The following is a 26597-nucleotide window of genomic DNA, read 5'->3' on the forward strand; positions in this document are numbered from 1 at the left end:
AAGTTTTTACTCACTAGCCACTGAATGCGGATACTCTCGACTGACAATGTGAGCGGTGATCTCTGAGCCTTTTCCCTTCTCTTGCCTCAAAGTTAAAATGCTTTGTGTCCGTGTTCCATAAGTAGGCTTGCTGGTGTCAGTATTGCCAAAGCTCACAGGCTCAATATAAACAGAGGATAGGGTCTGCTCAAGCTCAGTGCTCATCCCGGTATCTGGCAACTGATCATCCGGTGCCTTGGTATTATCTGACAACACATTGAATGCAGCTGCTTGCCAGTAGCTAGCCGCGCTGTCCTCGGCAATTAGCGGTAGCACTTCTTGGCGCAAACGTCCACGCAACCGCTCGGTCTTAAACCAGCTATCCTCTGGCTGACCGTTTGAAATCACATGCAATCCTGTATGCAGTGGCGTAGGTGCATGACCACGATTATTAACAATGACTGCTTGCCTAGCGTCACCGACGATCAGATTAAAGCCTGCATAAGCTTGTAATTCAATCTGCCGTGCAAACGCCATCGGACTGAGCGTACTGGTCAAAAAACGCGTTACCAACTCACCACGTGAACGCTCATTAATACCTGCCTGCACACCGTCCCGAAAGTTCAATACGGCCGCCCAGCGTCCATTTTGCTGATAAATAGTGTCATCCTCGCCTACTGTATCTGTTAGCGACTGCTGATGAATACCTAGCCATGTACCGCCGCTTTGACGGTCACGCCCTGCATAAATCGGCTGATCAGACCATTGATGCAGCTTCTCTGTCGGACGCTGCAAAAACTCATCGCGATTAGACAATAGCACTAATGGCAGCTCGTCAAACAACTGCCAAGCAATGGCGACAATACACATAATATTCCTTTGATAAACGTTTATGGGGCGCAAGATTTTTGGTAAAAATAAACATCATCGCTTAAAACTGATTTGCTGAGCAAGTATCATTTATCGATCACCACTCAATATCTTATTGGCAGGGTAACTGATTTGGGAGGTTGAGCGTATCACCTGTGACTGTTTACTCGGCACGTTGAACTCCCACGCTACCATGCCTTGATTGTCATTCCAATTACGCTCGGTGACAGGCGGCGTGTGGGTAACGGCGACTTTGAGACTGTCATCACGGCTGATAGGCTCGCTCCCCAATACTTGCAGGCGCACAGTGCGGTTATGCTGATTGGTAAATTCATAGGCTTGGGTGGTTGTTAGAGTTTGGGTGCGGTTGAGCACACCTTTTTCCCCTTGCTTGTCTTCATTGATTAGCGCTTTGACCATCATGCTAGGATCACGACCAAAACCAATCCCCTGCTCTTTTAGCATTTGATAGTTATAGCGCGATTGTCCAACATAATTGTCATCACGGTACAGCTGTAGTGAGCCGTCCACCCACTCTGGCGTCAGAAATGGCGCTGATGCATACCAATAGGCGGCCGTCTCAACGCTCGGGGTACTACGAACCCACAGCTTACTGCTGCCAGACTGCTCGCCAATGACAGTACGCACTCGCCTGCCACCACTGGGTATCGTCACTCGCTGCGGCAAGCGATATTCAATAATACCGTTTTTATTTTGGCTACTGACCGTAAAGTTCGGCAGTGGTGCCATATTTGGTGCTCTAGAATCGTCGCTATAACCTTCTCTGGCAGATACTACGACAGGCGTGTTATCCGACATAGGTATTGCATACTCAACATTTTGGTTTTCTTCATAAAGTGATAGGCGTGGCACATGAGGCAGTCGTCCTGTCGCGCGCTGGTTGGGGTTGGCTGTACTGAGAGTGACAGGAACGTTGGTCCAATTCTCGCCCGTTTGTTGGGCGATAATCGCAGAAGCGGTGATATTTAGGTGCTCGCTATTGGTGTTGAGACGCGCCTGATACGTAGGCTCCCAGCCTGCGCCTTGTACTTGATAATGCAATTTAATGCTATTTGGCGCGCGACTGGCAGTGCGTACACTCACTTGGGTCACATTACTCGCCGTTGACGTGACACTGCTTGCCATCATCTGATTTAGTGTATCTTGGGCGCTTGCTTGTCGCCGCTCCATCTCAATAATACTTTGGTTAATACGGGTCGCCTGCGCCTCTATATCGCGTGCGTTACTAGCAATCGTACTCGCCGTGTTGACTTGCGTGGCCTTAGTCAAATTTTGCAAATAGGCTTTTGCTAAGCGCGCCGCTTCTAATTCCGCATTAATACTAGCTAAAGTATTTTGCTGTGTTTGTACCTCGGCATCGCCTTGATATTGGCACTGGATTGCTTGCTCTCCTGTTAACTCTTCAATACTGATTTCACCAATATTGACATTACCCACCGCCTGCACGCTGAGACTGTCTTTATCAATATAAGGTGATAGGCACGAAAATACCACGGTTTGCTCACCGCTACCAGTAATGGACAATGCTCGTGTCACACTCGCCAGCCCTTGATAGACAGTCACTTGCTCGATACTACTCGTTGCCGCTTGGGCGATGGGTAAGCCTAATACCGTACTGCCACCAAGCACAAGTGGCAAAACCATAAGGCGCGATCGTTGCGAGCGCCGTGATGAGGTGCGAGCATGAGCCGTTAGGCCAGACCACTGTGTTCGGTATGCGTTCATATATCTTTCCTTGAGGGTGTGATTAATCATGGCGTCAGCGTAATCTGTTCATGAGATACGTATGTGAAATAATGTCTATTCTATAGGCATTACCGTAGCCGTTTTGCCAGTCTTTGGCAATAAATGCTTTTGTTCGTTGTGCTATTTTGATAATAACGGCTCTTTTTTTGCTACCAGTCTGTCAATTGCACCAATTTTTTATCTCCTTCCCCGTTATGGTGCGCTCTATTAACAATCGTGCACTAAATTAACGAAAATAATAGAAAATATTTTTTTATTGCTCAAATATTATACGATTATTGGCATTTTTGACTTGGCACGGAACTTGAACGCTTAATAACTGTTCAGGAGCCATACTTTATCTTTTGTGTCTATTTAGGAGATGTCCATGTTTTCGTTACCCACTTTAGCCAATCCTCAGTTTGTTAATGCTCACCTACATGGCAAAATCAAATCACGTTTTTCATTATTAGCGATTGCCGTCGTTGGTAGCCTGAGTCTTACTGCTTGTCAAAAGCCTGCCGAAACTGCGACATCGACTGAGACAACAACCGAAACCACGACAGAAACAACAACCACTCCTGCCGCTGATGGCGACACGATCAAAGTAGGCATCTTGCACTCGCTATCTGGCACCATGGCCATTTCCGAAACTTCGCTAAAAGATACCGCACTGATGACCATTGACGAAATCAATGCCAATGGCGGTGTGCTCGGTAAGCAGCTAGAGCCTGTCGTTGTTGACCCTGCCTCTGACTGGCCCTTGTTTGCTGAAAAAGCGCGTCAGCTGCTCACTCAAGACAAAGTCGATGTGATTTTTGGTGGTTGGACCTCGGTCTCGCGCAAGTCTGTCTTACCCGTGGTTGAAGAGCTGAACGGCTTGATGTTTTATCCCGTTCAGTATGAAGGACAAGAGCAATCAGAAAACATCTTTTATACTGGCGCGGCGCCCAACCAGCAGGCCATTCCAGCAGTTGAGTATTTGATGAGCGAAGAAGGCGGCGGTGCAGAGCGCTTTGTATTATTGGGTACCGATTACGTCTATCCACGAACCACCAACCAGATTCTAAAGGCATTTTTGAAATCAAAAGGCGTGGCTGATGAAGACATCATGGAAGAGTACACGCCATTTGGTTTTAGCAACTATCAAACCATCGTCTCGAATATTAAAAAATTCTCAACAGGCAAAAAGACGGCGGTGATCTCTACCATCAATGGCGACTCAAACGTGCCATTCTATCGTGAGCTTGCCAACCAAGGTATCAAAGCCTCGGATATTCCCGTCATGGCATTCTCAGTTGGCGAAGAAGAGCTGCGCGGTATCGATACCAGCTTGCTACAAGGACACTTGGCGGCATGGAATTACTTTATGTCGATCAAAAATCCCGTCAATAACGATTTTACCAAACGCTATAAGCAGTACGCCTTGGACAAAAACCTACCGAATGCCGATAAGGTTGTGACCAACGATCCTATGGAAGCCACTTATGTGGGTATCAATATGTGGAAACAAGCCGTGGAAGATGCTGGCACCACCGATGTTGATAAAGTCCGTATTAGCATGGCTGGACAGACATTCGATGCGCCCTCTGGCTACACCCTCAAGATGGATGAAGAAAACCATCACTTATGGAAGCCTGTCATGATTGGTCAAATTCGCGCCGATGGTCAGTTTGATACGATTTTTAAAACGCCAGAGGTCATCCGAGCGCAGCCATGGAGCGAGTATATCCCGAAATAAATGGCTCCCTCAATAAATAGGTGCTGAAAAGCGCATGGTGGTAGCAAGTATGAATAGTCGACCAATATACTATATCAATGAACGAGCCAACGCCTACCCGCTATCTTGAAGTTCAGCACTTATTCTCAAAATTTTAAGTACCTCCAAACCTTATCACGGCTTCTATGACTTACTGCGTTAAGTAATAGAGGACAAGGATTTGTTGTCTGTAAAAACAGGGAGCCGCACATGCAGCACCATACTTTACGCCCATTGTTGGGGCAGATATTATCCAAAAGCAACAATGATCAGCAAGCATTAGCAAAGACATACGCGTCTAGTATCTCAATGGTTGTGCCGCGACGGCTGCTGGTATTAATCGCCTTACTGTTAGCGGCCTTCACCACCATCGTTCATGCAGATGACGGTGCTCAATCGGCAAATATCGCCACTGTGACCTCAGAGTCGATGACCGATGGTAGTGACACGCTGCGCACCAATAATGAGCAGTCATTGACTACCCCGACACAGCCTACGACGGCAGTATCAGGCGATGCTATTCAACAATTTGTGGCGGGCGATTTTAGTCAGCGCCAAGCCATGCTAAGTGCTTGGCCAGGATCGGTTGAGAGTTTGGACAATCTGGTCGAGTTGATTGCTAATGATGAGCTGTATCAAGGCAACCGTGGGCAAACGTATTTGCTCAATGCAGAGGATCAGCTCTTCACATATCCCGACAAAACCGAAACGTCTGATTGGCCAAGCGATTTGTCCCAAGTCACCTTGACCAATACCTTACGCTCGGCGCTTATCTTTGGACAGGCCAAGGTAAAGCTCGAATCTGACAAGCCAGCACAGCGCTTGCAGGCTGTGGAGATTTTGGCAGATAACATTGACCAAGTCGATCCAGCCATTATCACAGCCGCTGCCGCAAATGAGGACAATGCCAACGTTCAAAAAGCACTAACGGCTCTACAGGCTCGTATTGATTTCAAAAATGGCGATTTACCCACTCAGATTGAGGCTGTGAACCTACTCGCTGATAGCGATAATCCGCAGGTATTGGTTGATCTTGAATCTGCCCTTGCATCTGACAACTTGGATCCGACGCTTGAGGCGGCGCTCAGTGATGCCAGAGATAGCGTGGCACGCCGTATTGAGATAAGCACATGGACAGGTCATATTTTCACTGGCATGAGTACCGCCAGCATTTTACTACTCGCGGCACTTGGCCTTGCGATTACTTTTGGTTTGCTTGGCGTGATTAATATGGCGCATGGTGAGCTGATTATGATTGGTGCGTATACCACTTATGTGGTGCAAAACTTATTTCAAGCTTATCTGCCAGATATGGTTGGCTGGTATTTGCTTGCGGCGGTTCCCGCTGCATTTTTGGTCAGTGCTGTTATCGGTATGATTATTGAGCGCATTGTGATTCGTCCGTTATACGGTCGTGAACTAGAGACCCTATTAGCAACCTTTGGTGTGAGTCTAATCTTAATGCAATTGGTGCGGATGATTTTTGGCGCGCAAAACGTTGAAGTCAGCAATGTGGCGTGGCTCAGCGGTGCCTATCAAGTGTCATCAAGTTTGGTACTGCCTTACAACCGTATTGCCATCATCGTATTTACCGTCATTGTCGTGGCGCTACTGGTGTACTTGCTCAATAAGACTCGCTTCGGATTATTTATACGCGCCGTCACTCAAAACCGTCAAATGGCACGTGCCGTCGGTATCCCTTCTGCGCGCATCGATATGATGGCATTTGGTTTGGGCTCTGGGCTGGCTGGTATGGCTGGTTGCGCGCTTGCTCAAGTGGGCAACGTGGGTCCTGATCTGGGTCAGACGTATATTATCGATACCTTTTTGGTCGTCGTCGTTGGCGGGGTCGGACAAGTATGGGGCGCGGTTTTGGCCGCCTTGGGATTGGGTGTCAGTGGTACGGTGCTTGAGATTGGCATTGGCGCGGTGTTAGCCAAGATTGTGTTGTTGGTTCTTGTGATTCTGTTCATTCAGAAGCGGCCACAAGGTTTATTTGCCCTCAAAGGCCGCTTTGTCGAATAAGGAGACTCTTATGATACTGACCAAATTACTGTCTGATACAAGGCGTAGCGCCATTTTAATAGGTTTGTGCTTTGCCGTGCTATTGATACTCCCTTGGCTACACTTAATGCCAGAGACGTCACCCTTTCACCTATCCGCCTACTGGATTACCCTAATTGGCAAAATCATGGCATTGGCAATGGTGGCCTTGGCACTAGATCTGGTCTGGGGCTACGCTGGTATTTTGAGCTTGGGGCATGGTTTATATTTTGCGCTGGGTGGTTATGCATTTGGCATGTACTTAACGCGTGAGACTGCTGGCGATGGCTTGCCTGATTTTATGCGCTTTTTGAGCTGGACTGAGATGCCATGGTATTGGGCCGGCACGCAGCATTTTTGGTGGGCGATGGCATTGGTGGTTTTGGTGCCAGGTGTGATTGCCTTTATCTTTGGTTTTTTTGCTTTCCGCTCAAAAATCAAAGGTGTTTATTTTTCTATCATCACTCAGGCCATGGTCTATGCCGCTGCCCTGCTATTCTTCCGTAACGAGACCGGCTTTGGTGGCAATAACGGCTTCACGGGCTTTACCACGCTTCTAGGCTACGACATTACTGCTGCCTCAACCCGTTCTATGCTGTGTTTTGTTACCGCCTTGGCATTACTCCTCTCTTACATGGGTCTGCGTTATTTAATGAACCAGCCTTATGGACGCGTATTGGGTGCGATTCGTGATAGCGAAAACCGCTTGCAGTATTTAGGCTATCGCACGCTGTGGTACAAGCTCTCCGCTTGGGTATTGTCCGCCGTCATTGCTGGTATCGCAGGTGCGCTTTATGTGCCGCAAGTCGGTATTATCAATCCAAGTGAGATGAACCCTGTGAACTCAATCGAGATGGCCGTTTGGGTAGCCACTGGTGGTCGAGGCAGCTTGGTGGGTGCGATTTTGGGAACAGGTGTGGTGAATGCAGTAAAAACCTATTTTACGGTTGTCTATCCTGAGTTTTGGCTATTGATATTGGGCGGGCTGTTCGTTGTAGTCACCTTATTTTTGCCCAATGGTATCATGGGCTTGTTCGATCGCTTCAAGAAGGAGAAACAGTAATGCTAACTGATAAATCAACACCATCTGAGCAGTCAATCCATGAGTATGGGCGTACTCATGGTGGTACGAGTCGCAGCCACCCAAAGCCAGCAGGCGTCGATTTTAGCCATGGCATTGCGCTATATCTAGAAGAGGTGAGCGTTTGGTTTGACTCGTTTCGCGCACTCAACAATCTGTCGCTCTATATTGAGGAAGGTGAGCTGCGCTGTATCATCGGTCCCAATGGCGCGGGTAAAACCACGCTGATGGATGTCATCACTGGTAAAACCCGCCCTACCGAAGGCAGTGTGTTTTTTGGTCAAACGCATAATCTTGCCAACCTATCTACCGAAGAAATCGCTGAAGCGGGTATCGGGCGTAAGTTTCAAAAACCCACCGTGTTCGAAAATTTTACGGTAATGGATAATTTGCTACTTGCTGCGCCAAAAGACAAGCGCGTGGTCAAAAGCTTGTTCAACAAACTCGATGCCGATACGCGCGATACCCTCAATTCGACCCTTGAGCAAATCCGCTTGACGGACAAAATCAATAAGCCAGCAGGCTTACTCTCTCATGGTCAAAAGCAATGGCTAGAGATTGGTATGCTGTTGATGCAAAGCCCCAAGCTCATTTTGCTCGATGAGCCTGTGGCTGGTATGACGGATGCCGAAACTGAGCATACTGCCGAGCTGTGCCTGCGCCTCAAACAGAACCATACCTTAGTGGTGGTCGAGCATGACATGACTTTTATCGATGCGATTAGTGAAAAAGTCACCGTATTGGCACAAGGGGCGATATTGGCCGAAGGTACCTTGGCGGAAGTGCAAGCCAATGAAGCGGTGATTGAGTCCTATCTGGGTCGATAGTTGGACAATGATTCAATACATCATTAGCCCATAAACCGCGAGGCTATGCAAACGCCAAGCTATGCAAATGCCAAGCTATGCAAATGCGAAACCCTGCAAATATTAAAAATCATTGAAAGATTAGGAGACCGTCATGTTACAAGTCAATGGTATCAATCAATATTACGGCGGCAGTCATATTTTACGAGATGTCTCGTTTACAGCGCCTGTAGGCGCGTGCAGTGTGGTACTTGGACGTAATGGCGTGGGCAAAACCACGTTACTCAAATGCCTGATGGGGATATTACCGATCAAATCAGGACAAATTTTGCTCAATGACCAAGACATCAGCAAACTCTCCCCCGAGCAGCGCGTGCGAGCAGGTTTGGCTTATGTGCCGCAAGGACGTGATATCTTTTCGACACTAACGGTAGAAGAAAATATCTTAATTGGTATGGCAAAGTTTTCACGCGCTAAAGCCAAGCAAGTACCCAAGCATTTATATGATATTTTCCCAGTGCTTGATGAGATGAAACATCGCCGCGGTGGTGATTTGTCTGGCGGTCAGCAGCAGCAGCTTGCCATTGCTCGTGCGCTCGCCTCCGAGCCGTCTGTCCTTATTTTGGATGAGCCAACCGAAGGTATTCAGCCGTCTATTATCAAAGATATCGGTCGTGTGCTTCGCGACTTGGCTGACAAAGGGGACATGGCGATTGTACTGGTTGAGCAGTTTTATGAGTTTGCCGAAGAGCTTGCTGACAATTACACCGTGCTCTCGCGTGGCAAGGTCATCTCTCAAGGTGCAGGCGATACGATGGTCGACAACAAGGTACAAGATTTGGTCGCCATTTGATGACTCTTTCTCATACTTAGATAGTCATGCTTGCTCTTTGCCACTGATAATTGTGTCTCTATCTTACGCTGTGCATCATGAGAAACTCTTTATGATCGGTCTAAACCGCTCGCCTCTCTTCTATCATCCATATCTAGGGCATCAAATCAATGCCCTAAATCGTCAATACCGCGTGCTTGCCTTGATAGCAATTGTGTATGACCAGCGCTTGAAATTTGCTATTATAGTCAGCACTTTATTATCGATATTATGACACTCTTATGATGATTCATCCTCAGTACGATCCTGTCGCCTTGGCACTTGGGCCCGTCGAAGTCCACTGGTATGGCCTCATGTATTTATTGGCGTTTGCTGCCGCTTACGGTCTGGCATGGTATCGCAGCACCAAGCGTGAGGGCTGGACAACAGATATGGTCTCAGATCTTGTGTTCTTTGGTGCACTGGGCGTTATCTTGGGTGGCCGTGTCGGTTACGTGTTGTTTTATCAGTTTGGCGAGCTGCTACAAAACCCAGCCTACCTCTTCAAGGTTTGGGAAGGCGGCATGTCATTCCATGGTGGCCTGATTGGTGTCATGCTTGGGATGCTGTACTTTGCTCGCAAATATAAAAAGACTCCGTTTCAAGTGCTCGATTTTATCGTGCCTTGCGTGCCGACGGGCTTATTGTTTGGGCGTATTGGCAACTATATCAATGGCGAGTTATGGGGCCGTGTCTCTGATGGTGGCTACAATTGGCTCACCTACTTTCCCCAAGCGGCTGGCTTTGATATGCAGCAGCTACAAGCCAATCCTGCGCTACAAGAGGTGATGACCGAGGTCAATGGTCAGTATTTATTGCCTCGTCATCCGTCACAGCTGTATGAAGCCTTTGCTGAAGGTCTGCTGTTATTCTTGTTCCTGTGGTGGTACTCATCAAAGCCTCGTCCGCGCATGGCAGTAACTGGTGTTTTTATGCTGGGCTATGGCTTGAGCCGCTTCATCATTGAGTTCTTCCGTCAGCCTGATGTTGACCAAGGGTTTATTTTGTTAGGCTGGGTGACCAAAGGGCAAATATTGAGCACGCCTATGATTATTATTGGTCTGTTTTTAATCGGTTACGCTTACAAGCGCGGCATCTACGATTGGGGTAAGCATGCCGCTTACTAAGGCTATCGCCTTACCGATAAAACGATTAATCACTTGAATAAGAGGGTACGCCTCATAACGCCTACCCTAGCAATACTTTTAACAATGACAGCTTCTATGTGGATTATTAGCCTAATCTGTGGACGCTGTCAGCAGTAATTAAAGAGCACTTTTATGAGCAATGGCACCCAAAGTAACAACGAGCAAGCGTATCTTGATTTGCTGCGCCACGTCTTAGACAATGGCACTGAAAAAGGCGATCGCACGGGTACGGGTACGCTGAGTCATTTTGGCGCGCAGCTGCGTTTTGACTTAGCGGCAGGTTTTCCATTATTGACGACCAAAAAAGTCCACTTTAAGTCCATTGCTTATGAGCTACTATGGTTTTTGAGTGGCAGCACCCATGTTCAATATTTGCAGGACCATGGCGTGCGTATCTGGAATGAGTGGGCGACAGCGGAGCAAACCGCACGTTTCAATCGTCCTGAAGGTGAGCTGGGCCCTGTCTACGGTCATCAATGGCGTAACTATGGTGCAAGTAAAGACGCGGACGGCAGCTACAACGATGATGGTGTCGATCAAATCGCACAGGTCGTTGAGCAAATCAAGACCAACCCCAACTCGCGCCGCTTGATTGTTTCTGGCTGGAATCCAGGAGAGGCAGAGCAAGTGGCACTACCCCCGTGTCATACACTGTTTCAGTTTTTTGTGGCGGATGGTAAGCTCTCTTGCCAGCTGTATCAACGTTCGGCTGATCTATTCCTATTATACCCCCATAACAATAATGCACAATACGGAGTAATAGATCGTATATAATGCAATACATAACTTAGTCTATGTATTGAGATAGTGATTATTATGGATGTTAAAGTTTGTTCTGATACAAAGTTAGATTTATCTAAGTCTTGTTTACTCAATGAGATTCCAAACTTATCATTGAACAAAACCGTAAAAGTGAATGGTGTTGGAGTATTTGATGATGATGGCAAGATCCTTCCTCTTGTTTCTGAGTATTTGTCGTATCGAACCAAACATCAAATAATCTCTTATAAATCAGCAGTTACTTATGGTAGAAACCTAAGCTACTTCTTAAGTTATATTCGTAGTCGTCCAGATTATGATGACAGTGAATCTGATGAAGTATTTATTACAGTTCCAAAATACGTAATTCAAGAATACCTGACATTTTTAATTCGTGAAGATCATAAGAACTCATCTACTGTTAGAAGTAGAGATGAGACAATACATGCCTTCATCGAATACCTTTGTAGCCCTACAGAAGACCGTGATAAGCTTAGAGAAGATAACCCATATAGCGATGGCTTGCTATCAAAACCACCAAAGCGCACACCCATTAGCTCTTGCACACTTGATGACCTTTTTATATTGATTGAATTTACTGATTCAGAACGAGAAAGAGCTTTACTCCAATTTTTATACGACTCTGGCTTACGTCGTTCAGAACTACCTAGAGTTACTCTTCAGGACTTTAACGATACTAACAACTTCAATTCTGAAAAGTTTATTTCCTCCGATAATGAACAGCCTATCCATGCTGATTACGTGCCTTTAAAAGTCAAAGGAAGTAAAGGCCGTGGTAATCAAATTAAGCCACGCTGGACTTTGCTTAGCTTAGCAACTATCAAACGTGTGCAGAAATATCATGCATCTCCCCTGTATAAAAAATATGCCCGTAAATATGTAGACCCGTCTAAAACCCCAGCATTTTTTAATGCTAAAGGTACTCCCTACACGCCTAGTGCAATCAACAAATTGCTTGAACGTATAAGTGAACGTGCAATAAAGAAAGGTCGCCTTGATCGAAGCATCTCTCCTCACAAGTTAAGGCACGGAAATGCTTATTCAATATTGCAGTCAAATGATTTAGGTTCCGATTACTTAGATCGGCTCGTTATTGTGCAAAAAAACTTAGGGCACAACCATCTCCAGACTACACAGATATATACAAGTATCCCCCAAGATATCTATAACAGTATGTGTGATGAGAACGGTGACTTATTAACTAGGGCCGAGAAGATGAGGCGCTTGTCTGAACAAACGCAATTAAGAATTGGCATTAAGGACATCAAATGAAAAACATTGGAATAACCATTGATGAGTTTCATGAGGATTTTCCTGAGCTAGGGATTTTAGGTGCAGACTGTAAAATCGTTGAAGAAAAACAACCAATTAAAGACGCCGAAGCAGCTGTTATAGAATGGGTATCGAAAACAACTGCGGATACAGAAGCATTATGGGAAATACCAATTAGTAAAGCGGATAATACTTTAGGCTTCAGTGTAGCTGTTAAGCATATTCAGAGTGCTGTAGGTGTCTCATACTCTGTTGCACAAAAATATAGGAGTCTTACTACTCCTTTAATTGAAAGGATGATCGAAGAAGGGATTCTAATAATACCAAGTGAAAGCTACGAAGCGGCTGGCATCGAAAACACTAGAAAACTTTTGAATTGGTACAGAAAGCTAACTGTAGAGGAAAAGCACACTTTACCTATTTTCGGCAACAAAATTTCGATAGGAAAAATGTCTCCAGAACAACTACCTATAAAAAAAGAATCCTTAAGATTTAGTGTTGTTAAAGATGCTTGGGAATTCATTCACAAAGACTTAGAAAAAATTGGAATTATTGATCCAAATTATAGAAGCGTTGCTGAAAGAACAAGCGAAGCGAATGTCAATAGAAGAAATCATAGTGAAAGTCAGATAGAGCGTTTTCATAGACTCGCAGCAAGAGAGCTAAATGCAGCTGATGACTTCTTCCCTCCTTCAAAATTAGAACCGTTTATTCAGGTTGAGCAACTGTTTGCTTGTAGTAGCAAAACTGTCTCTTCAAAATCAGGCAAGAGTAATTATAGAGTTGCGAGTAGTTCATTTATAGAGTTCTTATCTAAACTGTATGGAAATAAACCCTTTAGAATCGTAACAACTTTTGATGAATACCTATTATCTAGATATCGGAAATATTTAGAGGACAAGGTAATAAATAAAGAAATATCAAGTTATCATGCAAATACAGTTTTGAGTTCAGTCCGTATAACATTGAATCGGCTGACTCAAGTACGCGATATAGAATATAGCTTTTTCAATATAAATGGATTTGCTACAACTAGAGAAACAGATGTTAAAAAGCCATTTACAATGAACGAGCGACTTCGAATATTAGAGGCTATTGAAAAAGGATTGAGCGAATCTAGAAAAGCCCTCAAACCTTATAAGAAAACGGGTTTAGGCAGCAATCCTTTGGACGAAAAGGGTTCAGTCATTAGAGGCCTTTCGACACTAGAGAATGCGCGATGGCTCTTTGAAAACCGCTTAATGTGTAAGCCAGTTCATTACAATACAGCTAAATCACCTATTGAGAAGTCTTTCTTAAGAATTATTAATGATTCAGATAAGGGTTTGATAGAGGTATACAACGACTGGGGCATTACCCCAATGATAAATATGGATACACTAACGCCTTACGTTTTAAGGCTTGCTCAAATTACTGGTTTAAATGCAAATCCTTTACTTTCTCTTGATATAAACGATTATGTAGATTCCCATCCGGCAACATCGCGGCCTTGTCTTAGATATTGGAAAGAAAGGTCTGATGGTCATAAAGAATACCACCTCGATCTTTTTAATGCAGAACTGACATGGCTTACGTCATCTCAAGCTAAGTCTATAAAAATTATTTTTGAAGAATTAGTCCAATTGACGAGTAGTTTTCGACAAGATATTGAAGATGATGCCTTTAAAGATAGGTTGTTCATCTATCAGTCGAATAGTACAAAAAAGCACGGCAGAGTATCTCCACTATTAGGAAACAAAGAAAAAAATGCAAAAGCATTGGGAGCTAGTTTGTCCAGGTTTGTTAAGAAATATAATTTAAAAAATGATGCAGGAGATCCCCTAACTCTTACAATAAGTCGGTTTAGACCAACATTTGTTAGTGAGATGCTTAGAAATGGCGTAACTGTACGTGAAATTCAACTCATGTTGGGTCACTCCTCACTCCAAACAACTCTCGGTTATATAGATTCTCTAGATTTTAACTCCATGAGTAGAATGAAGATAAATGATGAATTAGAAGAGATACATCAATCGACTCTGGATAAAAAAGTTGAGAAAGTGCCAGAAGATATAGAGTCCAAAAAAAATGATGAGTTGGTAACAACCTTTCATACTCCTCTAGCTGAATGCAGAAATATTTTTGACCCACCAGATTTTGTAAAAAATCTTTCATCCTACATACCTGGTACTCCATGCTCACAATATAACAAATGTTTGGGTTGTGACAATGTCATTATTACAGCTAAGAATCTGCCTGAAATTTTTGCAATGAAGCGCGACTATACGCTTTTGAAAGAGCACTCCCGTGTCATGGATACACCCTATGGGCATGTTATTTCAGAGAATTTAGAACTGATAAAAGGCATCACAGAACCAGAACTATCTAATTTTTCCTTAGAAGAATTAGAAAATGGACGGCGTTTAGCAGAATACATTGAAACGACCACACTAGTTGATGGAGTAATCTAATGGACTATGAAAAAAAGCTGAATGTATTAACAGGTTTTGCAGAACATCGTTTATATGTTTTAGATGCTCTAGACCATGCGACAGTTCAAAAGAAGAAACAACTTCAAAATAATTACACAGATGACATAGAGTATGTGACGTACCTTATGGACAAACCTGTATCGAAATTATCAAAGTTTTCTGACGACTTTTGGGACTTTAATGACGACTATCCTAATGCTGCACGAAATGTTCAGGGCGCAAAGCTCCGCATTAGTTTTTCAAAGTATACAGATATCCCAAGATTCGTTTTAATAGAAATAAAAATCATATTCGAGTTGGCCTTGCTAAACAATTCGATTTTCAAGCTTCAAAGTAAGGAAGGCCAAAGTCGAACAAAAAAAGTCTTAAAAGCAAACTCTTTAATTACAATTTTTGAAAATGGATTAACGTTTATTAGTGAAATATTTAAGCAGGCATCTCATGAGTTAGGCTATGAGTTTGTTCAGGAAAAAATCAGAACACTGTCCGATATAACACCCGAACTGTATTCCAAAGCCGCTGAAAACTATGATCGTATAAAAGATATAGAGCTAGATAAATTTTTCAAATATCTACGCAGCCCAGCGTCGGTTCAGTATGTATTTGAAAAACCTATCGCTTATGTAGAGTTAAATAGCCTAAAATGGAAGAAACTCGCTAATACTAATAGTTCGAAAAAAGAACAAGTACTGCCAGATCTGGTATTTGAATCTCTCTCGAAAATGGCTTCCTTTATCATAGTTGACTTTTTAAGTGCTATAGGAGCTTCAGCAAAGATATCAGATCCTAACTCTTTAGAACGTTTCAATACGAGCGAATATTTATCATGGGCAAACAAAGAAAGAGTAACCCACGAAATTTTCAACGCCTATATTGCTATTAGATTAAGAACCAAAGGTTATCCTCCGAGTTTCGTTACAAATATAGTCAAACCTTATAATTGGATGCTTAACAAAGACTCTAATGTCATGGGTGGAACGACTTTACGTAAAGAATTGAAAAAACGTGGTTACAAGTTAGATGATCTTAGAGAATACTTTAACCTCGTAGCGTATGCATGCACATATGTAGTAGGCCAGTATACAGGTATGAGACCATCTGAACTATCAGAAATAAGAGTTCAAGATTGTTCGTGCTTAGTTCAAGATGATGGCGTTTGGCTTATTGAAAGTACTGTTAAGAAACATAAAGATGAAATTAGTACAGGCTTGTTTGATGACAGATGGGTAGCTATACCGATTGTTAAAGATGCAATATTAGCAGCATCGTATATTTCAAAAATTAAAGTTTCACCTTACTTAATTTCTAATGTAGATACTGTTAAACCAGGTAGCTCCCCTCAGTCGATGGCTAGTAAGGGTATTACACATCAAATGAATAGTTTTATAGGCCAACTGTTAGGCAAAAACATTGCTGATGAACTGAAGTTTAATCCTTACATGCTAAGACACACATTAACATATCAATTGTTTAAGGCTGAAGTTGGATTGCCTCTTATATCGTTTCAATTGAAACACTTTGTAGAGAGCATCTCTAAGTACACATCTACTGGCGCTACCTCGTCAGTTACGTTAGGCTACGGTGATATAGGTGAGATGCTGTCAAAAGACGGTAACCGAAAAGGTGATACGAAATCACTGCGCCGAGCAGCTGAATTAGATGCTATTAAAACTGCCCATAATCCAAATGGTACATATTATGGTGGTAAAGCGAGTGAGCATAAAAAAGGTCTGATCAAGACGTTTAGTGGATATATAGCTGAAGGATACACAGAGGATGAGGTTTATGAGGCTATGGTAGATCAAGGGGTTGCCATGATCTATATGGGACAAGGGCTTTGCTATGGTGGTAGAGCAGAAGAGTATGACTCAAGCCTACCATGTATTGGTTCACTACGTTGTAATCCAGCTCGATGCAAACAAGCCGTTGTAACTACCAAGCATGCTCCCAAATGGCGTGAAGTTTACATGTTAAATAAGAATAACCTCAATAAACCAGAATATTTGGAGTCTCGTGAACAAATTCTAGCAGCAATGAACGAGGCCAAAATGGTATTGGAAAATCTTGGTGAGGCAATCGAACTATGAGTAATGAAGCTTATGATCAAAAAAATAATGATGACTATGAAGCAATTACTTCTGCTCTAAATACTGCCCTAATAGATCTTCAAAATAACAAAAAACTAAAACCCACTATAGCGCAACTTTCGAAGATGACTGGTATTCATCGAAATACTATTACAAACCGTGGTTGGCCTGTCCAAAAGCTAAATCAGATCAAAGATATCAGAAAAGCTGAAGAGAAATCGCGTAAAGAAAAAAAAGCTATAGATAACGCTGATGTTAAGAATGCGCTTGAAGCAAAAATGATTCAAGCACAAAATGAGGTTATCTACTGGTTTAATGAATATCAAGATATAAAAAGAGTCGCTCAACACTCAGATAAACGGTTACAAAAAATGAGAGAGTCACGAGATTTTTATAAAACACAATCTGATACAGATAAAAGGTCGTTATTAGAAGCTAGACAGGAGATTAAAAAACTGAGACAAATGTTAGCTTTAAAAGATGCAACACCGAACCAGCTGATGCACTAATCTATCGAAAACTACCTATGCTATAAAAAGTATAAACTTAATTTCCTTGTACTTAAAAGCTAGCAAGAGCTTAGCTAACAAATATATACCTTATAGCATAAATCACATATATTAATACTTTATGCCTAACAGAAATTTATCACTTTTCTCAGCTTTCACTTTATGCTGATATCAAACTGAGAATGGATACGCGATAGACTCATGATACTGATACCCTTCCACTTCAAAATCGTCCAATGTTACCCATGTCTCAATATCTTCGAGAGACTTAATTTCAGGGTTAATGTGAAGTTTAGGGGCTGGATACGGTTCGCGTTTTAATTGCACGTCACGCATTAATTGTAATTGATCTTCATAAATATGTGCATTTACGATCTTATGATAAGCTTTTCCGGCCTCGTGGCCCGTAATTTGAGCCATGAGAGCTAGTAAGGTAAACACTTGAATCTGATTAAAATTTTGACCTAATGGTACATCACATGAACGTTGTGATGAAGTCAAATAAAGCTTGCCACCTAACAACGAAAATGTATGAGTATGCATACAAGGACGTAAACATCCCATATGAAACTCACCTGGATTGTAGAAGGTTAGAATTTCACCTCGGTCATCAATACCGTTTCGCAAGTTATCATAGATCTTATGAAGCTGGTCAAACTCCTCTCCTACTGAATTACGCCACCTGCGCCCCTGTACACCATAAACTCGGCCCATATCATCCTTACCTTTACGATAAGGATTAGCTAACCAAGCTTCATTTTCATTGGCATTAGCGTTCCATGTATTACATCCAATAGCTCGAAACTGAGCTGCGCTATCATAACCACGTAGATACCCTAATAATTCTGCGATAGCTGCTTTCCAATAACTCTTTCGAGTAGTTACTAAGGGAAACTCATTAGCTCCTACATTGTAGTTTAAATCAGCATTAATAACGGTTAAGCAGCGTTTTCCAGTCCGTTCATTCTCGACCCATACACCCTCATCAACTATACGTTGACATAAATCTAGATACTGTTTCATTCAATAACCTTAGTTGGACTACAAACTTATCTCAAAAGGTGATTTTTGTTGAACTGCGTGGACAATACATTTTACCTTTTGATTTCATTGAGCATTATAAAGTTTCAAGGCTCAATTGTACAAACCTGTTCGTAACAACTAATTGTCTTAATAACTTATCAACAGGCTATGCCCCAATGGATCCAATGAAACCGAATCATTCTATCTAAAACCATTTACCATAATGCAGCTTTATAGGAATAAGGATTACTGCTGGCATACCTAACCCCAGTTCGGGATAAGGGCTCAAAAAAAAGATAAAAAAAGAAGTCCGAAGTTGCTAAAGTGAGTTTACCAAGACAAACTTCACAACAAGGACTTCTTACATGGACAACCTAACCGAACTCTACTGCCATATTGACGACTTTTATCAGCAATTCAAACCTGAGTTTGACGCTCATTTAATCGCAACGGGACACCAAAGGTTAAGAGCATGCCAGATAAGTGTAGCAGAGATTATGACCATCTTGGTACTGTTTCATCAATTACGTTATCGACAGTTTAAGGCGTTTTACTACCATCACATGCTTGGCATGATGAAACAGGCGTTTCCAAATCTGCCGAGCTACTCGCGATTTATAGAGCTTGTGCCGCGCAGTCTCATGCCACTGTGCAGCTACTTGCAAAGCATGATGGGCGACTGTACGGGTATCAGCTATATTGATTCAACCAAGATAGCAGTTTGTCATAACAAGCGTATCTACCGTCATAAAGTCTTTAAGGGACTTGCAACCCGAGGCAAAAGCAGCATGGGCTGGTTCTATGGCTTTAAGCTGCACGCCATTATCAATCATAAGGGCGAGCTTGTATCTGTTAAAGTCACTGCGGGTAATACGGATGACAGAGTGCCTGTTAAGGATATGGCAACGCCTGTGTTTGGCAAGGTGTTTGGGGATAGAGGCTATATCAGTAAAGCCCTAAACGAGTGGCTCACAAAACACAGTGATACCACGTTGATAACCAAACTTCGGCGTCATATGAAACCGCAAGTACTCAAGCCTATGGATGAGGCACTACTCAATCATCGCTCTTTGGTTGAAACGGTGTTTGGAGAGCTTAAAAACTTGTGCCAAATCGAACACTCACGCCATCGTAGTGTCACGGGGTTTATCACAAACTTGCTGTCAGGGTTGATTGCTTATTGCTGGTTTCCCTATAAACCCACCATCAAAAATATGCCTCAGCAGGGACAGGTAGCGACATTGTAAATAGTATCAATGAGTTACAATGTGGTTTATCCCGAACTGGGGTTACCTAACAACAAGCCTAATGGTTAGGCATTAAGCTCTTTGCTAACCTTTTAATATCGCTAATCTTAACAAAATCTAGTGACTTGGCATACTATAGTGATCTGCGATTAGTTCAACAGTGCGCAATTGGGTGCGTCGCGAATAGCCTTGAACAACCAGCATTATCTCATCGACCCCTGTCTGCTCCTGAAGGCTCTCCAAACTTTTTGCGACCTCGGCAGCAGTACCATGGAGGGTTTGATCAGTATACTGCTCAATAATCTGGCGCTCTTGCGTATTGCCTTGAAAAGCCGCTACTTCATCAGGGGGCAGTAAAGCAAAAGGCTTGCGTTGGAACATTCTCAACATTGCCATGGCAGACGAAGTTGACTGGCGACGTGCTTCTACAGGATCTTTATCCGCAATAGCGCCAATGCTGACCAAACTGTATGGCTTGGCTAGGATTTTTGATGGACGGAAATTCTCTCGGTAAATTCGCATGGCATTTAAAACATCAGCACTGCCAAACTGCAAAGCGAACGCATAAGGTCTGCCAAGCTGTGCTGCCAAATGCGCAGAGTAAGTTGATGACCCCAAGATCCAGACATCAGCTGTGGTCTTCGATGGTGGCACTCGATTTTGCTCGGCCTGCCATGGGCCTGGCACCGCATGAACCTCACTATAAGGATGGTCTTGTGGAAAACTATTTTCTAAAAAGCCCAACAACTCTGCGACTTGCTGAGGAAACTCATCGTTTGCCGCATGGTGACGACGCAAAGCTGAAGCTGTTGCGCCATCCGTACCTGGTGCCCTTCCCAAACCCAGATCAATCCGCCCTGGCGCCAGCGCATCAAGCATACCAAATTGCTCAGCGACCACCAGAGGCACATGATTCGGTAGCATAATGCCGCCTGCACCAAGCCTAATGCGCTCAGTTTCCCCCGTTAGACGTGCAACCATCATCTGCGGCGAAGGAACCGCGGCGCCAGGCATGGCATGATGTTCAGACATCCAAAACCGCTGAAAGCCCCTTTTATCCGCCAGTTTCGCAAGCGCAATCATCTCTTGAAAGGTGTTCTCTACTGTGTGGCCAACGCCGGTGAAGGCATTGTCGAGTACCGAGAGAACGAAAGGTGCGTTGCCAGAATTATTTGGCATATTCATAAACTGTCTCAGTTATGCAGTGTTTATTATATGTGGCAACACACTTTGAGCATTGCCACACAGGGAAGCTTCTAAAAATTGACTTCTAAAGAACTAGAATTTATAGGTTTGACCATCATTAGGAACAAGCGCACGCTGTTTGTCTAAGTGTTTTTCTTCGATAAAACGGCGCAGCTCTGCCTTCGACAGTGCGCCATGATTGACCGTATCCATGTGCACATTAATTATCTGAGCATTAGGTGAGAATTGATACGCACGGTATACATCGTCTTTACCCATAATAATAGAGTCATCGACAAAGGTAGACAGCTTTGCATAGCCTGTATTAAGGATGACCGCATCAGGCTTGTAGCGAGTCAGCGCATTCTCTACGTCTTTATTCCAAATGGTATCCCCTACTACATAGACGGTCTTGTAGTTTGGCTTCTGGAACACAATACCCATCGTTTTACCAAGTGCCTGAGCAAGCGCTGGAACTTTGTACATCTCATCAGTGCCATGCTGTCCGATGGTTTTATTGATTCTAGTGCCTTCAAACACCACCCCTTGCTCTGTCAACACTCTGACATCGGTAAAGCCATCTTTACGCACGATTGCCGCATCGGCTTCATTTTGGGTAAAAATTGGCATATTACGAGGGACCAGGTTGCGTGCAGCATCGTCCCAATGATCCGCATGTAGATGGGTTAAAATAATGGCGTCAGCCTTTAGCACCTCTGCAACAGATACCGGCAAATCTACCATTGGATAGCGTATTTGGCTATTTAACGTATCTGCAAACCCTGGATAAGCGTTTTTAGCCGCGAGCATAGGATCCACTAAAAACGTGGTACCGTCATAATCAAGCTTAATCGTGGCATTACGGATTTGCTGAAATTGAACGGTATTGGTCGCCGTCTGTTTTACCGCGTTAGAATTGGACGCTGGACTGGCAAAGGTGGTACATGCGGTTAACAACATGACACCACTTAATAGTGTGGTGCCGGTCAGAGATTTCGATATTTTCATAATTTGATACCTTATTGATGAGTCTATATTATGAGTTAATAATGGTTTGCTTAAAAACTTATAACTAACGCGCAATCCAAGTTTGGGTGTCAATCACTTCGCCATATAGAAACTCAATCGCTGCCATAATGGTGGCATGAGCATGAGCTGCGGGTACGGTCGTGCCATTAAATTCAAGATCAAGCGTGGCACAGGCATCATGGATGGTGGTCGTTGTATAGCCAAAGTCAACCGCAGCACGAACGGTTGCATCAATACACATGTGGCTCATGGCGCCAATCACGGTAACGTCTTTGATGTCTTCTTTATCAAGCAGATCTTTAAGAGAGGTCTCACGAAACGAATTGGGGTAATGCTTCACAACAACGGCTTCACCTTCTATAGGCTTTACTTTCTCATTGATTTCTACACCATCAGTACCAGGCGTAAAGATTGGTGCGTCAGCAGAAGGCATTTCATGACGAACATGAATGACGGTATGGCCTTTTTCTCTAGCAGATTCAATCACCAAAGCTGCATTATCAGCGGCTTCATTAATACCAACGAGTGATAATTTACCTTGCGGAAAATACTCATTTTGAATATCGACAACGATCAGTGCTTTTGTGCTCATGATGATTCCTTTTTTTATCAAAGTGACTGTATAGGCGTCTATTTTACAAGCTCTGTGCTACACTAACGAGTGGCTACATCGACACATAAGAGGTTAATAACGACATATGAATCAAAAACATGCTATTGAAATAGGCTTGATTGTCTATGAGAAAGCACAAATGGCGGCCATCCTTGGGCTGACTGACTTACTGATGGTGGCCAGTAAAATCGCTGCCAAACATCAAGATACAACGGATCTGCCTTTACAGGTCAGTTACTGGGAAATTAAGGGTTCTAATCTGCGTCCTACCTGCAATTTTTCGAGCAATCCTGATGGCTCAGGAAGGTTAGCAGCTATCATCATTCCACCCACGTTAGAGACGCCAATTGCAAAGCAAGCAGCGGCACCATGGCTGGAATGGCTAAGAGATCAGCATTCCACAGGTGTGATACTGTCATCCGTCTGCGCCGGTGCTTTTTTGTTGGGCGAAACAGGACTACTATCTAAGCGCAAGGCGACTACGCATTGGGGTTATGCAGAGGATTTTAAGCAGCGCTTTTCTGATGTGGATCTTGATGTGGATCGCATTATTATCGAAGACGGCGATATTGTGACCGCTGGTGGCGCGATGGCTTGGACAGATTTAGGACTTAGAATGGTAGATCGCTTTCTTGGCTCACAAGTGATGAATGAGACCGCTCGTGCATTGTTAATTGACCCCTCAAGGCGTGAACAATGCTATTACAGTGCGTTCTCACCCAACCTCACCCATGGTGACGCGGCCATACTAAAGGTGCAGCATTGGCTACAAAAAACAGAAGCACGGGTTATTGATTTATCCACCCTAGCCAGTTGTGCGCAGTTAGAGGAGCGCACTTTTCTGCGCCGTTTCCATAAGGCGACGGGCATGACATCAACAGAATACTGTCAGCGATTACGCATTGGTAGTGCAAAAGACTTTCTACAGTTCTCTTTAATGCCTGTTGAGCAAATAGCGTGGAAGGTGGGTTATAGTGATGTTAGTGCGTTTCGTAAAATATTTAAGCGTGTTGTTGGTTTGACACCAAGTGAGTATCGGCGCAGATTTACTCTGGATAAAGAGTAATGTACTCAGGCGATTACTTTTTTAAAGCGCATCAATAAGATGCAGTTGCTCATTCCAGCTTTTCTCCAACTGGTCAATATTTTCAGATGTGATTCAGCCCATCGTCCTTTCTGTCAAACAGATAGGCTGCGCGTTTATAAGGCTGATTCATTGCGCTTGTGCAGGGAAACCGCCTTTTGCTAAAGCAGCTGTCATCTGCTCAATACTGGCGATGGTTTCGATACTGACCACTTTGGCTGCTAAATCAATCTTAACCTTGGCCTTTGAGTCGATATTCTGAATAGCTGCTGTCACACCACGGGCACAACCGCCACAGTTCATATTTGCAATCAATAGTTTCATACCCTTTCTCCAAATAAGTTTTATTTCATCACTAAGCTTAAGCCTTGTCATAATGGTAAGGTCAAACACATTTTTGAAAAAATATACTTGACCTTACCATGATGTCAACCTATATGCTGTTGATAATAGATTGAACATGATAGAGGCTGTTATGAATTCAGAAAATAGTAAGTCTTATCTTTATAGTGAGACATTGCCCATTGAGGGTATGACTTGTGCTTCATGTGTGGGACGAGTAGAAAAAGCATTAAAAAAAGTTGAAGGTGTTGAAAATGCTGAGGTGAATCTTGCGACTGAAAAAGCCATGATTTCCTCATCTCAACCTTTAGACCTTATCGCAGTAACCAAAGCCGTAGAACGAGCCGGTTATAAGATCTTGGCATCTCAGCCGATTGAGCTGTCGATAGAAGGTATGACTTGTGCTTCCTGTGTTGGACGGGTAGAAAAAGCATTAAAAAAAGTTGAGGGCGTACAACAAGCAAACGTCAACCTTGCTACTGAACGCGCATGGGTACAAGGCAACGCTCAAGTACAGAGCAGCGATTTGATTCAAGCCGTTAAAAAAGCGGGATACCATGCGAAGCTGGTTGAGCAGGATCAAAGTGACCAACAGGACAAGAAAGCCACGGAACAGCAGCAGCTGAAACGAGATTTAATCATCTCTTTGATTTTGGCCGTTCCGGTTTTTATTCTAGAAATGGGGTCACATATGATTCCAGCTTTTCATATGTGGGTCGTGGACAATATCGGCACGCAACAAAGCTGGTTGATTCAATTTGTTTTGACGACGCTGGTTCTTATCTTTCCAGGGCGACGTTTTTATCAAAAAGGTATTCCGGCATTATGGCGTTTTGCACCGGATATGAATTCATTGGTCGCGGTTGGAACACTGGCGGCTTATAGTTTTTCGCTAGTCGCAACATTTATTCCACAAGTTCTACCCGAGGGCACTGTGAATGTTTATTACGAAGCGGCCGCTGTGATTGTAAGCTTAATTTTATTAGGGCGTTATTTTGAGGCAAAAGCCAAAGGACGTACCTCTCAAGCCATTCAACATCTAGTGGGTATGCAGGCAAAAACAGCGCGTGTTCACCATAATGGGCAAGTGAATGAAGTACCGATTACAGAAGTAACCACAGAAACGATCGTTGAGATTCGTCCCGGTGAGCGTGTTCCTGTTGATGGTGAAGTGGTTGAAGGTCAAAGCTATATTGATGAATCCATGATTACGGGTGAACCCGTTCCTGTTAAAAAACAAGTGGGTGATCAAGTGGTAGGAGGGACGGTCAATCAGAATGGAACATTGAATTTTCGGGCAACGGCCATTGGCGACTCTTCGGTATTGGCGCAAATCATTCGCATGGTTGAACAGGCTCAAGGATCTAAATTACCGATTCAGGCATTGGTTGATAAAGTCACTATGTGGTTTGTTCCCATGGTCATGTTCTTAGCAGCTCTGACTTTTGCTGTGTGGTTTGTTCTTGGTCCTGAGCCTGCTTTGACGTTTAGTCTCGTTAATGCCGTTGCTGTCTTAATCATTGCTTGTCCCTGTGCAATGGGATTGGCAACCCCTACCTCCATTATGGTTGGTACAGGTCGCGGTGCAGAAATGGGCGTCTTATTCCGTAAAGGTGAAGCGTTACAAGCTTTACAGGAAGTTAAAGTCATTGCGGTCGATAAAACCGGCACCTTGACCGAAGGTAAACCAACCTTAACGGATTTTCATGTCCAACAAGGGTTTCAACATGAGCAAGTCTTGCGTATTGTGGCATCGGTTGAAGCAAAGTCTGAACATCCCATTGCCGTAGCCATTGTTCAAGCCGCAGAACAACAAAATATCAGCTTATTACCGATTACCGCCTTTGACTCTGTGACCGGACTAGGGATTAAAGCGGAAGTGACAGGTCAAACCATTCATATTGGTGCTGATCGTTATATGAAGCAATTAGAGCTTGATGTTACACCTTTTGAAAATGAGGCTGCACGCTTAGGACAAGAAGGTAAAACCCCACTTTATGTCGCGATTGACCAAAAGCTAGCAGCCATTATTGCCGTTGCAGACCCTATTAAAGATACCACTTATACTGCTATTGCAGGTTTACATCAACTGGGCTTAAAAGTGGCAATGATTACAGGCGACAATCGGCATACCGCCCAAGCAATTGCAGCAAAATTACATATTGATCAAGTGGTCGCAGAAGTGTTGCCTGATGGAAAAGTAGATGCACTACGTCAGCTGCAACAACAGTATGGACGAGTGGCTTTTGTTGGTGATGGGATTAATGATGCCCCTGCTCTTGCTCAAGCGGATGTCGGTCTGGCAATTGGGACAGGGACAGATGTGGCAATTGAAGCAGCAGACGTGGTGTTGATGTCAGGTAGTCTACAAGGCGTCCCTAATGCGATTGCTTTAAGTAAAGCGACTATCAAAAATATTCGACAGAATCTATTTTGGGCATTTTTCTATAACATTGCCCTGATTCCAATTGCCGCAGGGGTTTTATATCCAGCATTTGGTATTTTGCTGTCACCCATTTTTGCCGCAGGAGCAATGGCGCTATCCTCTGTTTTTGTGCTAGGTAATGCCTTACGTTTAAAGTACTTTCAGGTGCCAGCGATTAAAGCATAGATTATATTAAGATAGGGTTAAAGTAGCCGTTTGGCTTTAAC

21 protein-coding genes are annotated in these 26597 nt (G+C 43.7%); 14 read left to right on the forward strand and 7 right to left on the reverse strand.

Annotated features, from left to right (window positions below; translation table 11 throughout):
* Positions 1-6: 6 nt before the first annotated feature.
* Complete coding sequence (locus CUR83_RS12720) at positions 7-849, reverse strand: NRDE family protein (RefSeq protein WP_284719773.1); 843 nt, start codon at positions 847-849, stop codon at positions 7-9.
* 90 nt (positions 850-939) lie between these two features.
* Entirely contained in the window at positions 940-2595 is a 1656-nt protein-coding gene (locus CUR83_RS12725; RefSeq protein ID WP_284719774.1) for a DUF4139 domain-containing protein, read from the reverse strand.
* A 388-nt stretch (positions 2596-2983) separates the two neighbouring features.
* Here CUR83_RS12725 and urtA point away from each other — a divergent pair, with 388 nt between their 5' ends.
* From urtA to CUR83_RS12780, 11 genes are all read left to right on the forward strand, one after another.
* The gene (gene urtA / locus CUR83_RS12730; RefSeq protein WP_284719775.1) at positions 2984-4336 is read left to right on the forward strand and encodes an urea ABC transporter substrate-binding protein; all 1353 of its coding nucleotides are present in this window, start codon (positions 2984-2986) and stop codon (positions 4334-4336) included.
* A gap of 447 nt (positions 4337-4783) precedes the next feature.
* Positions 4784-6379: an urea ABC transporter permease subunit UrtB gene (gene urtB, locus CUR83_RS12735; protein ID WP_284719847.1), complete on the forward strand. Its 1596-nt coding sequence runs from the start codon at positions 4784-4786 to the stop codon at positions 6377-6379.
* 10 nt (positions 6380-6389) lie between these two features.
* Positions 6390-7460, forward strand: coding sequence for an urea ABC transporter permease subunit UrtC (urtC, locus tag CUR83_RS12740; protein ID WP_223334042.1), 1071 nt, complete (start codon positions 6390-6392; stop codon positions 7458-7460).
* 35 nt (positions 7461-7495) lie between these two features.
* Positions 7496-8305: an urea ABC transporter ATP-binding protein UrtD gene (gene urtD / locus CUR83_RS12745; protein ID WP_284719848.1), complete on the forward strand. Its 810-nt coding sequence runs from the start codon at positions 7496-7498 to the stop codon at positions 8303-8305.
* 133 nt (positions 8306-8438) lie between these two features.
* On the forward strand, positions 8439-9137 hold the full coding sequence (gene urtE / locus CUR83_RS12750) for an urea ABC transporter ATP-binding subunit UrtE (RefSeq protein WP_058023522.1): 699 nt from the start codon (positions 8439-8441) through the stop codon (positions 9135-9137).
* Positions 9138-9397: 260 nt separating this feature from the next.
* The gene (gene lgt / locus CUR83_RS12755) at positions 9398-10282 is read left to right on the forward strand and encodes a prolipoprotein diacylglyceryl transferase (RefSeq protein ID WP_186474957.1); all 885 of its coding nucleotides are present in this window, start codon (positions 9398-9400) and stop codon (positions 10280-10282) included.
* 153 nt (positions 10283-10435) lie between these two features.
* A complete protein-coding gene (gene thyA, locus CUR83_RS12760; protein WP_284719776.1) occupies positions 10436-11077 on the forward strand; it encodes a thymidylate synthase in 642 nt (213 codons plus the stop codon).
* A gap of 42 nt (positions 11078-11119) precedes the next feature.
* Entirely contained in the window at positions 11120-12355 is a 1236-nt protein-coding gene (locus CUR83_RS12765) for a tyrosine-type recombinase/integrase (RefSeq protein WP_007394866.1), read from the forward strand.
* Entirely contained in the window at positions 12352-14805 is a 2454-nt protein-coding gene (locus tag CUR83_RS12770; protein ID WP_025646077.1) for a tyrosine-type recombinase/integrase, read from the forward strand. The genes CUR83_RS12765 and CUR83_RS12770 overlap by 4 nt, the downstream gene beginning before the upstream one ends.
* Positions 14805-16913, forward strand: coding sequence for a site-specific integrase (locus CUR83_RS12775; RefSeq protein ID WP_284719777.1), 2109 nt, complete (start codon positions 14805-14807; stop codon positions 16911-16913). The genes CUR83_RS12770 and CUR83_RS12775 overlap by 1 nt, the downstream gene beginning before the upstream one ends.
* Positions 16910-17422: a hypothetical protein gene (locus CUR83_RS12780; RefSeq protein ID WP_036600625.1), complete on the forward strand. Its 513-nt coding sequence runs from the start codon at positions 16910-16912 to the stop codon at positions 17420-17422. Before CUR83_RS12775 ends, CUR83_RS12780 begins: the two co-directional genes overlap by 4 nt.
* 171 nt (positions 17423-17593) lie before the next feature.
* Here the strand turns inward: CUR83_RS12780 and CUR83_RS12785 are convergent, their stop codons facing one another.
* The gene (locus CUR83_RS12785) at positions 17594-18445 is read right to left on the reverse strand and encodes a thymidylate synthase (RefSeq protein WP_036600623.1); all 852 of its coding nucleotides are present in this window, start codon (positions 18443-18445) and stop codon (positions 17594-17596) included.
* Positions 18446-18810: 365 nt separating this feature from the next.
* Here CUR83_RS12785 and CUR83_RS12790 point away from each other — a divergent pair, with 365 nt between their 5' ends.
* Complete coding sequence (locus tag CUR83_RS12790; RefSeq protein WP_284719778.1) at positions 18811-19692, forward strand: IS982 family transposase; 882 nt, start codon at positions 18811-18813, stop codon at positions 19690-19692.
* 117 nt (positions 19693-19809) lie between these two features.
* On the opposite strand, the gene CUR83_RS12795 is transcribed toward CUR83_RS12790, so the two are convergent.
* From CUR83_RS12795 to CUR83_RS12805, 3 genes are all read right to left on the reverse strand, one after another.
* Positions 19810-20877: an LLM class flavin-dependent oxidoreductase gene (locus CUR83_RS12795; protein WP_007394859.1), complete on the reverse strand. Its 1068-nt coding sequence runs from the start codon at positions 20875-20877 to the stop codon at positions 19810-19812.
* Positions 20878-20970: 93 nt separating this feature from the next.
* A complete protein-coding gene (locus tag CUR83_RS12800; protein ID WP_284719779.1) occupies positions 20971-21885 on the reverse strand; it encodes an MBL fold metallo-hydrolase in 915 nt (304 codons plus the stop codon).
* A gap of 64 nt (positions 21886-21949) precedes the next feature.
* On the reverse strand, positions 21950-22498 hold the full coding sequence (locus CUR83_RS12805) for a cysteine hydrolase family protein (RefSeq protein ID WP_144297046.1): 549 nt from the start codon (positions 22496-22498) through the stop codon (positions 21950-21952).
* Positions 22499-22604: 106 nt separating this feature from the next.
* On the opposite strand from CUR83_RS12805, the gene CUR83_RS12810 reads away from it, so the two are divergent.
* On the forward strand, positions 22605-23585 hold the full coding sequence (locus tag CUR83_RS12810; RefSeq protein ID WP_284719780.1) for a GlxA family transcriptional regulator: 981 nt from the start codon (positions 22605-22607) through the stop codon (positions 23583-23585).
* A gap of 147 nt (positions 23586-23732) precedes the next feature.
* Here the strand turns inward: CUR83_RS12810 and CUR83_RS12815 are convergent, their stop codons facing one another.
* Positions 23733-23927 (reverse strand): heavy-metal-associated domain-containing protein, encoded by a 195-nt coding sequence (locus CUR83_RS12815; RefSeq protein ID WP_025646094.1) that lies wholly within the window; start codon positions 23925-23927, stop codon positions 23733-23735.
* Between the two features lie 151 nt (positions 23928-24078).
* On the opposite strand from CUR83_RS12815, the gene CUR83_RS12820 reads away from it, so the two are divergent.
* Positions 24079-26556, forward strand: a complete 2478-nt coding sequence (locus CUR83_RS12820; protein WP_284719781.1) for a heavy metal translocating P-type ATPase — start codon at positions 24079-24081, stop codon at positions 26554-26556.
* Positions 26557-26597 lie beyond the last annotated feature (41 nt).

The organism is Psychrobacter pocilloporae (assembly GCF_029872915.1).
Classification (GTDB): Bacteria; Pseudomonadota; Gammaproteobacteria; order Pseudomonadales; family Moraxellaceae; genus Psychrobacter; species Psychrobacter pacificensis.